12 protein-coding genes are annotated in these 12,999 nt (G+C 65.9%); 6 read left to right on the forward strand and 6 right to left on the reverse strand.

Annotation, left to right across the window (positions count from 1 at the left end; translation table 11 throughout):
• Position 1 precedes the first annotated feature (1 nt).
• Positions 2–1,864 carry a vWA domain-containing protein gene (locus OPU71_RS06530; protein WP_267726384.1) on the reverse strand — a complete coding sequence of 621 codons (1,863 nt, stop codon included), beginning with the start codon at positions 1,862–1,864 and terminating at the stop codon, positions 2–4.
• Positions 1,865–2,031: 167 nt separating this feature from the next.
• Here OPU71_RS06530 and OPU71_RS06535 point away from each other — a divergent pair, with 167 nt between their 5' ends.
• Positions 2,032–3,072, forward strand: a complete 1,041-nt coding sequence (locus OPU71_RS06535; RefSeq protein WP_267726386.1) for an adenosine deaminase — start codon at positions 2,032–2,034, stop codon at positions 3,070–3,072.
• 3 nt (positions 3,073–3,075) lie between these two features.
• Here OPU71_RS06535 and OPU71_RS06540 read toward each other — a convergent pair whose 3' ends face one another.
• Positions 3,076–3,633: an HD domain-containing protein gene (locus tag OPU71_RS06540; protein WP_267726388.1), complete on the reverse strand. Its 558-nt coding sequence runs from the start codon at positions 3,631–3,633 to the stop codon at positions 3,076–3,078.
• A 2-nt stretch (positions 3,634–3,635) separates the two neighbouring features.
• Positions 3,636–6,452: an excinuclease ABC subunit UvrA gene (gene uvrA / locus OPU71_RS06545; RefSeq protein WP_267726390.1), complete on the reverse strand. Its 2,817-nt coding sequence runs from the start codon at positions 6,450–6,452 to the stop codon at positions 3,636–3,638.
• Between the two features lie 238 nt (positions 6,453–6,690).
• Between uvrA and OPU71_RS06550 the strand changes: the two genes are divergently transcribed.
• Both OPU71_RS06550 and ssb read left to right on the forward strand, forming a co-directional pair.
• Entirely contained in the window at positions 6,691–8,058 is a 1,368-nt protein-coding gene (locus OPU71_RS06550; RefSeq protein WP_267726392.1) for an MFS transporter, read from the forward strand.
• Complete coding sequence (ssb, locus tag OPU71_RS06555) at positions 8,058–8,576, forward strand: single-stranded DNA-binding protein (RefSeq protein WP_267726395.1); 519 nt, start codon at positions 8,058–8,060, stop codon at positions 8,574–8,576. Before OPU71_RS06550 ends, ssb begins: the two co-directional genes overlap by 1 nt.
• Positions 8,577–8,714: 138 nt before the next feature.
• On the opposite strand, the gene OPU71_RS06560 is transcribed toward ssb, so the two are convergent.
• From OPU71_RS06560 to OPU71_RS06570, 3 genes are all read right to left on the reverse strand, one after another.
• Positions 8,715–9,014, reverse strand: a complete 300-nt coding sequence (locus OPU71_RS06560; protein ID WP_267726469.1) for an HU family DNA-binding protein — start codon at positions 9,012–9,014, stop codon at positions 8,715–8,717.
• Positions 9,015–9,117: 103 nt separating this feature from the next.
• Positions 9,118–9,345 carry a hypothetical protein gene (locus tag OPU71_RS06565; RefSeq protein WP_267726397.1) on the reverse strand — a complete coding sequence of 76 codons (228 nt, stop codon included), beginning with the start codon at positions 9,343–9,345 and terminating at the stop codon, positions 9,118–9,120.
• A gap of 38 nt (positions 9,346–9,383) precedes the next feature.
• Positions 9,384–11,018: a response regulator gene (locus tag OPU71_RS06570; protein ID WP_267726471.1), complete on the reverse strand. Its 1,635-nt coding sequence runs from the start codon at positions 11,016–11,018 to the stop codon at positions 9,384–9,386.
• Positions 11,019–11,177: 159 nt separating this feature from the next.
• Between OPU71_RS06570 and rapZ the strand changes: the two genes are divergently transcribed.
• From rapZ to OPU71_RS06585, 3 genes are read left to right on the forward strand one after another with little or no spacing between them, the layout of a single operon-like run.
• A complete protein-coding gene (gene rapZ / locus OPU71_RS06575; protein ID WP_267726473.1) occupies positions 11,178–12,020 on the forward strand; it encodes an RNase adapter RapZ in 843 nt (280 codons plus the stop codon).
• 14 nt (positions 12,021–12,034) lie between these two features.
• On the forward strand, positions 12,035–12,424 hold the full coding sequence (locus OPU71_RS06580; protein WP_267726475.1) for a NusG domain II-containing protein: 390 nt from the start codon (positions 12,035–12,037) through the stop codon (positions 12,422–12,424).
• Positions 12,405–12,962: a Gx transporter family protein gene (locus tag OPU71_RS06585; RefSeq protein ID WP_267726399.1), complete on the forward strand. Its 558-nt coding sequence runs from the start codon at positions 12,405–12,407 to the stop codon at positions 12,960–12,962. Before OPU71_RS06580 ends, OPU71_RS06585 begins: the two co-directional genes overlap by 20 nt.
• The last annotated feature ends 37 nt before the right edge of the window (positions 12,963–12,999 follow it).

A 12,999-nucleotide genomic window follows, 5' to 3' on the forward strand; every position in this document is an offset into this window, starting at 1 on the left:
ATCACTGCGCGATGCTCACTTGTTCCGGCGCGCGGGTTGAGAGTGCGCTGGCGAGCTTCACCAAGCGCACGAATTCGCCGCGGTAGCCGAAGCGATCCGCGCCGCGTGCGCCCGCGGCGAGCGCTTCGATCTGCGGGTAGCCGAAGCTGCCGAGATACTTGCCGCCGCGCAGTTGCTGGCCGAAGGCCGCGACGGCGGCAGCAAAGCGAAGGTCTTCACTCGCCGTGGCGACGCCGCGCTTCACCGGGGTGGCGATTTCCTGTGCGGCATCACCGGCCTTGGCCTTGTAGCGCAGGCGCAGCATGCCGAGCTCGTCAAGCAGATCGGCTTTGCCGACTGCTTGCCACGAATCGGGCTGGTGCCTGGCGGCACCACTTGCTTGACTGCCCCGCTTGCCTTCGGCGGCGCGAGTCGCGTGGTCCGCGTGCAGCGTGGTCTTGGTGACGGCCTTTCCGCCGCCGTAACGCGACTCGCCCAGCAGGCCCTGCTTGCCAAACAGCACGACTTCGTACAGCGCGGTGACGGTGTGGCCGGCGCCTATCTCACCCGCATCGACCTTGTCGTTGCGGAAATCCTCGCGCGCCAGGGTGCGGTTCTCGTAGCCGATCAGGCGGTACTCGGCGACCACGCCGGGGTTGAACTCCATCTGGATCTTCACGTCGCGCGCGACGACCGACAGCGTCGAGCTGGCTTCCTCGACGAGCACCTTCTGCGCTTCGTTGAGCGTGTCGATGTAGGAGTAGTTGCCGTCGCCCGCGTCGGCCACCTGTTCCATCATCGCCTCGTTGTAGTTGCCGGTGCCGAAACCCAGCGTGGAGAGCGAGATGCCGCTCTTGCGCTTCTCTCCGACCATGCCCTTGAGCTGCGAGAAGTCCGTGACGCCGACGTTGAAGTCGCCATCGGTGGCCAGCAGGATGCGGTTGATGCCGTCCTTCACGAAGCCTTGCTGCGCCATCTGGTAGGCGAGCTGGATGCCGGCGGCGCCCGCCGTGGAGCCGCCCGCGACGAGCTGGTCGATCGCCATGCGGATCGTGGCCTTGTCGCGGCCCGAAGTCGGCGGCAGCACAACCCGCGTGCCGCTGGCGTAGGTGACGAGCGAGACGTGGTCCTCCGGACGCAGGCTCTCGACCATCAGCTTCAGCGCGTTCTTCAGCAGCGGGAGTTTGTCCGGCGATTCCATCGAGCCGGACACATCGACGAGGAAGACCAGGTTGCTCGGCGGCAGCGCGGCGCGCGGTTTGTCGAAGGCCTTGATGCCGACGCGCAGCAACAGCGTGTCCTTGTTCCACGGCGAGGCGGCCACTTCGGTGGTGACGCCGAAGGGCGGGCGCTTGCCGTCCATCACGCGCGGCTCGGCGTACTGGTAGGGGAAGTAGTTGATCAGCTCTTCCACGCGCACCGCGTCGGGCGGTGGCAGGCGGCCTTCGTTGAGGAAGCGGCGCACATTCGCGTAAGCGCCGGTATCCACATCGATCGAGAAGGTGGAAAAGGGCTGCTCGGCGGCCGCGACCACGCCGTTGTCCTTGATCGCCGCGTAGCGCTCGCGATCCTCGGCCGGCATCGGCGCCGGCATTGCCATCAGCGAGGGCTGCGCCCTCATCGCCTTGGCGACCGGTGCGGGCGCAGCAAGCGCCTCACGCACTTCAACGCGGCGTTTCTGCTCGGCGACGGCGCCGGCGGCCACCTCAGCACGCACGGCATCCGGCTTGGCCGCCGCCGGCACCGTGTTCGCGCTCGCATCCTGCTCTGGCGCGGTGGACAAACCATTGGTGCCGCAGGCCGCGGCGATCACGGTCAGCGCCGCAAGCAAGGCTGCGTTGCGCGGCTTGAGGTGCGACGGGCGGGGAAGCGAATTGCGGTTCATGTGAGGCTCCGTTTTCAAAGTGTCCGGGAGCGCCCGGAGTGGGCGTCTGGGTACTGAAACGGGGCGGGTCGGGAAAACGGGTTAAGGATTTTGAAAAACGTCGCGGCGCGATCGCAGCGCCCTGCGCGCTATCCTGTCAGCCTTGCTGAATCCGCCAGGGAGCGAACATGCCCGCCACCATTCTTGACCTCGCCCTCGGCATGCCCAAGGCCGAACTCCACATCCACATCGAAGGCTCGCTGGAGCCGGAGCTGGCCTTTGCGCTGGCGCAGCGCAACGGCGTGGCGTTGCCGTTTGCGGATGTGGATGCGCTGCGGCGGGCGTATGACTTCGAAGACCTGCAATCCTTCCTCGACCTCTACTACGCCTGCGCGGCGGTGCTGCAAACCGAGATGGATTTCCACGACCTGATGCTGGCCTACCTGCGTCGCGCGGCGGCCGACGGCGTGGTGCATGCGGAGGTGTTTTTCGATCCGCAGACGCATACGCCGCGCGGCGTGCCGTTTTTGACGGTGCTGGCGGGGCTGGAATCGGGCGCCGAGGCGGCGCGCAAGGAATCGGGCATCAGCACACGGCTGATCCCCAACTTCTTGCGTCACTTGTCGGAAGAAGAGGGCTTTGCGGCGCTCGCCGAGATGGAGCCCTTCATCGAGCGCATCCACGGCTTCGGGCTGGATTCGTCTGAACGCGGGCATCCGCCTTCGAAGTTCGAACGTCTGTTCGCGCGCTGCCGCGAACTGGGCAAGCCGGTGGTTGCGCACGCCGGTGAAGAGGGGCCGCCGGCTTACATCTTCGAGGCGCTCGATCTGCTGAAGGTGGCGCGTATCGACCACGGCGTGCGCGCGGTGGAAGACGCGGCGCTGATGGCGCGGCTCGCGCGTGAGCGGGTGCCGCTGACGGTGTGCCCGCTGTCGAACGTGCGGCTGTGCGTGTTCAAGGACATGCGTGAGCACACCTTGCCGGCGCTACTCGAAGAAGGCCTGTGCGCCACGATCAACTGTGATGACCCGGCCTATTTCGGTGGCTACCTGGGCGACAACATCCGCGCACTGCAGGCGGCCTTCGAGTTCGATGCGGCGACCTGGTATCGGCTGGCGCGCAACAGTTTCGAGGCCAGCCTTGTCGGCGAGACGGAGCGGACCGCGCAGATTGCAGGGCTTGATGCCTGGTTCGAGCGTGCCGGTTACGCCGAGGTGCGGGGTGCCTGAGGCTCAGGCTTCGTCGCCCTGGCTGCGGAAGTAGTCTGCGGTGAGCTCGGTGGCCTGCGCCAGCAGGCGTGGGTCGCCTTCTTGCAGCACCTGGAGCAGCAGCACCATTTCGGCCATGAAGATGCGGGCGAAGCCGGCGTCTCCGGCGATGATGCAGCGGGCGTTGTCGATCAGGTCGGCCAGCTTCACGGTTTTTGCCGCCGGGGTGGCCACTGCGGTGTGAGCGCGATCAAGCTCGCGGCGCGTTGCCCGGTTGCCTTCGCCGGGGCGGCTGACATCGGTGAGCTGCTCAACCAGCGCAGCCACTTCCTCGCCGAACTCGGCCTCCACTTCAGCCAGGGTTACCGGCGTGTCTTCCACTGTGTCGTGCAGCCACGCGGCAGCGAGCATGGCTTCGGTGTGCGGCACGCCGCGCAACATTTCGGCGACCCGTTGCGGGTGCACGATGTAAGGCTCGCCGCTGTACTTGCGGCGCTGGTCGATCGAGGCGTGTGCCGCTTCGGCGAAGCGGGCGGCGCGTGCCTCAAGGCTGTCTGGCGGGTTTTGAATCGTGTCGGGCATGGTCAATCGAGCAGGCGGCGCAGGTACTTGCCGGTATGGCTGATCGGATGCGCGGCAACCACTTCCGGCGCGCCGGCAACGAGGATCTGGCCGCCGCCGCCACCGCCTTCGGGGCCCAGATCGATCAGCCAGTCGGCGGTCTTGATCACGTCGAGGTTGTGTTCGATCACGACGATGGTGTTGCCGTGATCGCGCAGGCGCGCGAGCACCTTGAGCAGCATCTCGATGTCGTGAAAGTGCAGGCCGGTGGTCGGTTCGTCCAGGATGTACAGCGTGCGGCCGGTGTCGCGCTTCGAGAGTTCGAGCGCCAGTTTTACGCGCTGTGCTTCGCCGCCTGAAAGGGTGGTGGCACTCTGGCCGAGGCGGATGTAGCCCAGGCCCACATCCAGCAGGGTTTCGAGCTTGCGCGCGACGGTCGGCACCGCGTCGAAGAAGGCGTGCGCTTCCTCCACCGTCATGTTCAGCACTTCGGCAATGCTCTTGCCGCGATAGCGCACTTCAAGGGTTTCGCGGTTGTAGCGCTGGCCGTGGCAGACGTCGCAGGGCACGAACACATCGGGGAGGAAGTGCATTTCCACCTTGATCATGCCGTCGCCCTGGCAGGCCTCGCAGCGCCCCCCCTTCACGTTGAAGGAGAAGCGCCCCGGGCCGTAGCCGCGTTCGCGCGCCATCGGCACGCCGGCGTACAGCTCGCGGATCGGCGTCAGCAGGCCGGTGTAGGTGGCCGGGTTGGAGCGCGGTGTGCGGCCGATCGGCGCCTGGTCGACGCTGATCACCTTGTCGAAGAAGTCGAGGCCTTCGATCTCGGCGTAGGGCGCGGGTTCGGCGACCGAGCCGTACAGGTGCTTGGCGGCGATGGCGTAGAGCGTGTCGTTGATCAGCGTGCTCTTGCCTGAACCGGATACGCCGGTGATGCAGGTGAACAGCCCGACTGGCAGTTCCAGCGTGACATGCTTGAGGTTGTTGCCGTGTGCGCCGCGCAGGCACAGCAGGCGCTGCGGATCGGGCGACTTGCGCTCGCCGGGCAGGGCGATCTTGCGGCGGCGGGAAAGGAAGGCGCCGGTGATCGAGTCCGGGTGGGTTTCGACCTCGGTTGGCAGGCCATGGGCGATGACCTGGCCGCCGTGTTCGCCGGCGCCGGGGCCCATGTCCACCACGAAGTCGGCGGCGCGGATTGCGTCTTCGTCGTGTTCGACGACGATCACCGTGTTGCCCAGATCGCGCAGCCGCGCCAGGGTGCCAAGCAGGCGGTCGTTGTCGCGCTGGTGCAGGCCGATCGAAGGTTCATCGAGCACGTACATCACGCCGGTGAGGCCCGATCCGATCTGGCTCGCAAGCCGGATGCGCTGCGACTCGCCGCCGGAGAGGGTGTCTGCGCTGCGCTCGAGCATCAGGTAGTCGAGCCCGACATCGATCAGGAACTGCAGGCGTGCCGAAATCTCGTGCACGATCTTGTCGGCGATCTGCGCGCGCTGGCCTTCGAGCTTGAGGGTGTCGAAGAACTGCTTGCACTCGGCCAGCGCCAGGCGCCCGACCTGGGGCAGGGTGCGATCGCCGATGAAGACATGGCGCGCTTCCTGCCGCAGCCGGGTGCCTTCGCAGTGCGGGCAGGCCTGGTGGCTGCGGTACTTGGCCAGCTCTTCGCGCACCGCAATCGAATCGGTCTCGCGGTAGCGGCGTTCGAGGTTGGGCACGATGCCCTCGAAGCTGTGTTCCTTGGTGACGTTGCGGCCGCTCTCCGACATGTACTTGAAACCGATCTTCTCTTTGCCCGAACCGTAGAGGACGATCTGCTGTGTCTCGGGCGCAAGCGCCTCGAAGGTGGTGTCGATGTCGAAGCCGTAGTGCGTGGCCAGGCTTTGCAGCATCTGGAAGTAGAACTGGTTGCGGCGATCCCAGCCGCGGATGGCGCCGCTTGCCAGCGACAGGTGCGGGAAGGCGACAACACGGTGCGGGTCGAAGAACTCCACCGTGCCCAGTCCGTCGCACTTGGGGCAGGCGCCGACCGGGTTGTTGAACGAGAACAGGCGCGGCTCCAGTTCGGCGATGGCGTAGCTGCACACCGGGCAGGCGAAGCGGGCAGAGAACAGGTGCGCCTTGCCCGTATCCATCTCGACCGCGAGGGCGCGCCCCTCGGCATGGGCGAGCGCGGTTTCGAAGCTCTCGGCGAGGCGCTGGCGCGCGTCGGCGCGCACCTTGAGTCGATCGACCACGATGTCGATCGAATGCTTGCCATTCTTTTCAAGTTTGGGCAGGGCGTCGATCTCGTGCAGCGTGCCATCGATGCGAAGGCGCACGAAGCCTTGCGCGCGCAGCTCCGCGAACATCTCCTCGAAGCTGCCCTTGCGTTCGGTCACTACCGGTGCGAGCACCATCACCTTGGTGTCTTCGGGCAGGCCGAGCACGCTGTCCACCATCTGCGAAACGCTCTGCGCAGCCAGCGGCAAGTGGTGATCGGGGCAGTGCGGGATGCCGGCGCGCGCGTAGAGCAGGCGCAGGTAGTCGTGGATCTCGGTGACGGTGCCGACCGTGGAACGCGGGTTGTGGCTGGTGGCCTTCTGCTCGATCGAGATCGCCGGCGAGAGCCCTTCGATCAGGTCGACGTCCGGTTTCTCCATCAACTGCAGGAACTGCCGCGCGTAGGCCGAGAGCGATTCGACGTAGCGGCGCTGGCCCTCGGCGTAGAGCGTGTCGAAGGCCAGCGAACTCTTGCCCGAGCCTGACAAGCCGGTGATCACCGTGAGCTTGTTGCGCGGAATGTCGAGCGAGATGTTCTTCAGATTGTGCGTGCGCGCACCGCGAATGCGGATGTCGTCCATCGGTGAATACCTTCCACCGCAGAGGCGCTGAGACGCAAAGGGCCGCAGAGCGGGCAAGGACGTCGCGGGGAAACCGACACGATCGGGCCCGGTCCGCATCTGCACCTGCCATTCTCTGAGGCCCTCTGCGTCTTGGCGCCTCTGCGGTAATAATCCGGGGCCAGCAGAACCGCGCCGACTGGCACGGAAGGGCAACCTGCTAATATACGCAACTCGCTGATTCAAAGCCATTTTCCTGATGTCATCCCCGTTCACCGATCGCATGAGTGCGCAAGAGCGCCGCGCCGGCACCACGCTGGCCGCGATCTTTGCGCTGCGCATGCTCGGGCTGTTTTTGATCCTCCCGGTGTTCTCGGTTTTCGCGCAGACCTTGCCGGGCGGCAGCGACCTGATGTGGGCGGGGATTGCCTTGGGCGCCTTCGGCATGGTGCAGGCCGTGTTTCAGGTGCCCTTCGGCATGGCCTCAGACCGCTTCGGGCGCAAGCCGGTGATCGTGGCGGGCCTCTTGATGTTTGCCGCCGGCTGCGCGCTGGCCGCCTGGGCGCCCAACATCGGCTGGATGATTGTTGCGCGGGCCCTGCAAGGTGCCGGCGCCATTTCGGCCGCAGTGTCGGCGCTGGCGGCAGACCTTACCCGCGAACAGCACCGCACCAAGGTGATGGCGATGATCGGCTCGACCATCGGGCTGGTGTTCGCGCTGTCGCTGGTTGCCTCGCCGGCGCTCTACCAATGGATCGGCATGGACGGCATGTTCCTGCTGACCGGTGCCTTGTCGCTGTTGGCAATTCCGCTCCTGCTGCGCGCGGTGCCGACGCCGGTACGTATGGATTCCGCGATGCCGCGTGTGCCGTTGGCCAGCGTCGTCGCGGAACCTCAGCTGGCGCCCTTGCACTTTGGCGTGTTCGCGATCCACATGATCCAGATGGGCATGTTCCTGGTTGTGCCGCGCATCCTGGTTGGCGCCGATCACATGCCGATCGGCGAGCACTGGAAGATCTACCTGCCGGTGGTGCTGGCAAGCTTTCTCATCATGGTGCCGGCGATCATCTACGCGGAGCGCCAGCGGCAGATGCGTCATGTGTTGCTGGCCGCGATTGGCCTGATCCTGCTCACGCAAGTCGGATTCCTGCTCGCGGGCGACGCGTTCTGGCCGATCGTTGGCCTGTTGTTCGTGTTTTTCGTCGGTTTCAACATTGTTGAAGCCTCGCTGCCGTCGCTGGTGTCGCGCATTGCGCCGCCGCAGGCCAAGGGCGCGGCGCTGGGGGTGTACAACACCTCGCAGTCGATCGGCGCGGCCTTGGGGGGCGCGGCCGGCGGAGCCATCGCGTCGCACTTCGGCGCGTCGGCGGTGTTTGCCTCGACCACGCTGCTGGCGATTGTCTGGTGGCTCTGGGCGCGCCGCATGAAGAACCCGCCGCTGCTGACCGAGCGTGAACTGGCGATTGACCCGCACATCGAAATTGCAAGCATCCGGCGCGATTTGCTCGCGCTGCCGGGTGTGCGCGAAGCCATCGTCGTTCCCGAGCGTCGAATGGCATACTTGAAAATTAATCCCGAGCGCTGGGACGAAGCATCCCTGCATCGACTTATTGGAGGAAAAGCCTGATGGCTTCTGTGAACAAGGTGATCCTCGTCGGCAACCTGGGTGCCGACCCGGAAACCCGCTATGCCCCGAGCGGCGACGCGATCTGCAACATCCGCATCGCGACCACCGACACCTGGCGCGACAAGGCCACGGGCGAGAAGAAAGAGGCGACCGAATGGCACCGCGTGGTGTTCTTCGGCAAGGTGGCCGAAATCGCCGGCCAGTACCTGAAGAAGGGCTCGTCGGTCTACATCGAAGGCCGCTTGCAGACGCGAAAGTGGCAGGACAAGGAAGGCCGCGACCAGTACACGACCGAGATTCGCGCCGACCAGATGCAGATGCTCGGCGGCCGCCCCGGTGGTGAGGGCGGTGGCTCGCGCGGCGGTTACAACAGCGGTGGCGACGACTACAACCAGGCCCCGCGTGGTGGCAATCATGGCGGCGGCAACGCCCGCCCGGCTTCGCGCCCGGCCCCGGCGCCGGCCCCCAGCCAGGGTGGCAACAACTTTGGCGACTTCGACGACGACATCCCCTTCTAAGGAGATCGTCTCGTTCTTGTTGAAAACGGAACCTGCGGGTTCCGTTTTCATTTGTGGCGGCACAAAAACAAACGCCCCGCATTGGGCGGGGCGTTTGTCTGGTCGGGCGGGGTGCGCCGCGCGACGCGGCGGCAACAATTACTTGTTGACCGCAGCCTTCAGCTTGGCGCCGGCGCTGAACGTCGGGGCCTTCGATGCTGCGATCTGGATCGCTTCGCCGGTCTTCGGGTTACGGCCGGTGCGGGCAGCGCGCTTGCTGACCGAGAAGGCGCCGAAGCCAACCAGCGAGATTTCGTCGCCAGCAGCCAGAGTTTCAGTCACAACATCCAGCAGGCCGTCGAGAGCCTTGGCGGAGTCGGTCTTGGTGAAGCCGGTCTTGGCGGCCAGCGCGTCGATGAGTTCGGATTTGTTCATGATTCGGGTTCTTTTCCGGGTTATGTGAAAAGCGTGTGGCCACGCTGGACAGGGATGTTATCCCATGAAGGCTGAAAATGTTGCTGCTTTGCCCGAAAACGTTGGGCTTGAGGCCAAAAAAATGATTTCAGTCAGATGACGGCCCCGTCATGCCCCGCCAACGGCTCACGCCGGGCAGGCTGCGTCGCAGATCTACGCCGAAAACCCGGCGCACGCTACACCAGCGGAAATCGCCGCCGTACTTGGCCCATTGGGCCATCAGCACTTCGCCGTGGTCCATTTCGACTTCGTACCAGCCATCCCGGATCGGGTGAGTGCTGGCGGGGAACCAGTCGGTGAGCTGGGGTGCTTGCATGCAGGCCTCCGCGGCACAGACGCTATGACAGTGCCATCCTACACCCCTGTTGCGGAGTTTTCCCCCGCCTTGCGGGTGGTCGGCTTGTGGCGCTCGCCGCCGTTGCGCACGGCGATGCGGTCGTAGCGGATGTGGGCCTGGATCACTTCGCGCTCGCGCGGTGCGGCGCTGAAGGCGTCGATCAGCAGTTCGCGGCAGTGTGCGGCGTGCTCGGTATTCCAGTTTGCATCCAGTGCCGCCAGGGCATCGGCGAGCGCATTCAGGAGTTGCCGCACTTCTTCTGCGCTGGCGGTGTCTGTGTCCTCGTCGATGGCTGGCGGCGGCGCTGTGGCCGGCGCTTCGGCGAGCGCCGGTTCGGCGGCCAGCGTGGGCGCGTCGCGCGCCAGATCTTCCGGCCGGATGCGGCCAAGCCGGCGCCGCAGGCTGGCATCGAGCCGATGAACGGCGTCGCCCAGTTTCTCTGCGACTTTCAGTGCGTCGTCGCTGCGGCCGGTTTCGATGCAGACCTCGGCCAGATCCACCGCGATGGCGGGTGCTACTGCGGGTGCGCTGGTGTGACTGTTGAGGGCGCGGTCGATCGCCTCGTTGGCGGCGACATGATCGCCGCTTGCCTGCTTGAGGCGGGCCTCTGCCACGTCGGTCGCAATCAAGCCGTCCGGATCGTCCGCGAAGCTGTTGCGCATGGTCTTGAGGCGTTCGTCGGCCTCTTTGCGGGAGCCTTCGCCGACCAGATTCTTCATCAGCGTCAGGTGGTCATCGATCTTGGTGCGCCCGCTTTTCTGGGTTCGATCGACGACTTTGCGCATGGCCGTGGCCGCGCGTGACTGGTCGCCGGTTTCCGAGGCCAGTTTGCCCAGGTGGCGCAGGCGTTCAAGGTTGGCGGGCGAGATGCCGTCGGCGCGTTCGAGGTAGTCCATCGCCGTATCGAGGTCGCCGCGCTGTTCGTGCGCCTGCGCCAGGAAATCGTAGACCGAGAGGTACTCCGGACATTCGAGGTTCAGTTTCGAGGCTTCTTCTGCCGCTTCGTCCAGCAGGCCGCGCTTCTTGAGCACCATCGCGTAGCCCATGCGTGCCCAGGGAATCGCCCGCTGTTTTGAGACCGAGCCGTAGATTTCCGCGGCCTCGTCGATGCGGTCGAGGGTAAGCAGGGCTTCGGCCTTGATCCGCTGCGCATCCAGCGCGTGGTGCGTCTTGCTCTGGATGACCTTGTCGCAGGCCGCCACGACGCCCGGGTAGTCGTGCTCGGCAAGGCAGGCGAACACCTCTTTGAGGATCTGCTTCTTGAGCAGGGCGGCCATCACGCGATGGCTCAGATCATTGGCCGAGAAGGGCTTGATCAGGTAGTCGTCGGGTGCGAACTCGACCGCCGAGATGACCCGCTTGTAGGTGCGCTCGCCGGTGACGATGAGAAACACCGACGAGAGCGGCAGCAGGCTCTGGTAGCGCAGGTCTTCGAGTAGCTCGACGCCGTCTTTCTGGTTGTCGAGGTGGTGGTCGCACAGCACGACGTCGAAACTGCCGTTACGACACTGGCGCAGCAGATCGGTGGCATTGGCGGCCATGCTTGCCTGCTGGATGCCGATCAGCGCGAGCTGGGTGCGCAGCCAGGTGCGCACCGCGCTCTGCTGGTCTGCGATCAGCACGCGGATCTGGGCGAGGTCAAGCTTGGGCATCTGCACGGATGGGGTTCCTTCTGGCGCGCCTGGCTGCCGATGTCATGCCGGTTTGGGCGTTAACGGCAGCATCGGCAGAATGCTTGAAGCGGGGCGCCTGACAGCTTCACCTGCATCGGCTATGCTCGCATGGCCTCCCCCAAGCCCAAGCCCCCGACCATGCAGTTGATCCTGATTTCCGGACTGTCCGGCTCTGGCAAAAGTATTGCCCTGGCGGTGCTCGAAGACGCCGGTTACTACTGTGTCGATAACCTGCCGGCGCCACTGCTGCCCCAACTGGTGGACACCCTCGGCGCGGCCGGGTACAGCCGTGTCGGCGTTGCGGTGGACGTGCGCGGCGGCGAGAGCCTGCAGGCCTTGCCCGAAACCGTTGAAGCCCTGCGCGACAAGGTCGCCGACGTGCGCTTCGTCTTCCTTGAAGCCCGCAACACCACCCTGATCGCGCGTTTTTCCGAGACCCGCCGCCGGCATCCGCTGGCCAGCGACGGGGTCACCCTGCTCGAAGCCATCGAGCGCGAACGCGATGCGCTCGAAGCGGTGGGGGAGCTGGGCCAGCGCATCGATACCAGCGACCTGCATCCGAACACCCTGCGCACCTGGCTCAAGGATCTGATCCAGATTGCGCCGGCGCACGGGCTGACCTTGCTGGTCGAGTCCTTCGGCTTCAAGCACGGGATTCCGCTCGACGCCGATCTGGTGTTCGACGTCCGCTGCCTGCCCAACCCCTTCTACGACCCGGCCCTGCGCCCGCTGACCGGGCGCGATCAGCCGGTGATCGACTTCCTCTGCGCGCACGATGACGTGAGCCGAATGGTGGGCGACATCAGCACCTGGCTCGCGAACTGGTTGCCGTCCTACATGCGCGACAGCCGTGCTTACCTGACGCTGGCGATCGGCTGCACCGGCGGGCAGCACCGCAGCGTCTATATTGCCGAGACGATTGCCGCGCGCTTTCGCGACCAGGTGCGGGTGCTGGTGCGGCATCGCGCGCTCAAGTCCTGAGCGGCGCGGTGGCGGTGCGATTGCGCGGCCGCGAATGGCTGGCGCTGCTGCGTCCGGGCGATGTGCTGGTGATCGCGCTGGCGGCGGTGTTGGTCGCGGTGCTGGCGCAGTACTTCTGGCGCGGTGGCGTGGCCGATCGCGCCGAGATCCGCGCGGCCGGGAAGCTCTTCGCCAGGGTGTCGCTCGATGTGGCGCAGGTGATCGAGGTACCCGGCCCGATCGGCACCACCCGGATCGAGATCGCGCCGGGCAAGGCCCGAGTCGCCCACGATCCGGGGCCCAAGCAGTACTGCGTCCGCCAGGGCTGGTTGAGCACCGCCGGCGCGGTGGCGATCTGCGCGCCGAATCAGGTCACGCTCTCACTGCACGCGCGAAAGCCGGCTTATGACTCGCTCGGTTATTGAGTTCAGGCCCGATGCGTCCGACTTGCGCGTGGCGCGCTTTGCCGCCGCCGCGATCATGCTCTCGCTCGCCGAGGCCGCGATTCCATTGCCCCTGCCCGGCATCAAACCGGGCCTTGGCAACATCATCGTGCTGATCGTGCTGTGGCGCTGGGGCTGGCGCGAGGCGGCCTGGGTGGCGCTCTTGCGGGTGTTCGTCGCGAGCCTGCTGCTGGGTCAGTTCCTCGCGCCCGGCTTCTTCCTCGGACTGGGCGGCGCGCTCGCCAGTCTGATTGCGCTGGGTGTGGCGATGCACTTGCCGCGGCGCTGGTTCGGCCCGGTCAGCGCCAGCGTGCTGGCCGCCTTTGCCCATATCGGCGCGCAACTGCTGGTGGCGCGGGCATGGCTGGTGCCGCACGATGGCGTGTTCGCGCTGGCGCCCGTCTTCGGGCTTGCTGCGCTGGTGTTCGGCATCGTCAATGGCCTGGTTGCCGCACGCCTGCTGCGGGAAATCGAAACCCTGCCCGCCGCGCCAATCGATGCTGCGCCGCGTCAGGAATGATCGCGGTTGTCACTTGATTCCCGTACACTAGCGGGCC

Origin of the sequence: Niveibacterium sp. 24ML (assembly GCF_026586805.1) — a bacterium.
GTDB lineage: Bacteria > Pseudomonadota > Gammaproteobacteria > Burkholderiales > Rhodocyclaceae > Niveibacterium.

Coding starts and splice junctions, on each gene's coding strand:
- OPU71_RS06550 (WP_267726392.1), top strand. CDS start 6,691: ATGTCATCCCCGTTCACCGATCGCATGAGTGCGCAAGAGCGCCGCGCC.
- OPU71_RS06565 (WP_267726397.1), bottom strand. CDS start 9,345: ATGCAAGCACCCCAGCTCACCGACTGGTTCCCCGCCAGCACTCACCCG.
- OPU71_RS06570 (WP_267726471.1), bottom strand. CDS start 11,018: ATGCCCAAGCTTGACCTCGCCCAGATCCGCGTGCTGATCGCAGACCAG.
- OPU71_RS06540 (WP_267726388.1), bottom strand. CDS start 3,633: ATGCCCGACACGATTCAAAACCCGCCAGACAGCCTTGAGGCACGCGCC.
- uvrA (WP_267726390.1), bottom strand. CDS start 6,452: ATGGACGACATCCGCATTCGCGGTGCGCGCACGCACAATCTGAAGAAC.
- OPU71_RS06585 (WP_267726399.1), top strand. CDS start 12,405: ATGACTCGCTCGGTTATTGAGTTCAGGCCCGATGCGTCCGACTTGCGC.
- OPU71_RS06535 (WP_267726386.1), top strand. CDS start 2,032: ATGCCCGCCACCATTCTTGACCTCGCCCTCGGCATGCCCAAGGCCGAA.
- ssb (WP_267726395.1), top strand. CDS start 8,058: ATGGCTTCTGTGAACAAGGTGATCCTCGTCGGCAACCTGGGTGCCGAC.
- OPU71_RS06530 (WP_267726384.1), bottom strand. CDS start 1,864: ATGAACCGCAATTCGCTTCCCCGCCCGTCGCACCTCAAGCCGCGCAAC.
- rapZ (WP_267726473.1), top strand. CDS start 11,178: ATGCAGTTGATCCTGATTTCCGGACTGTCCGGCTCTGGCAAAAGTATT.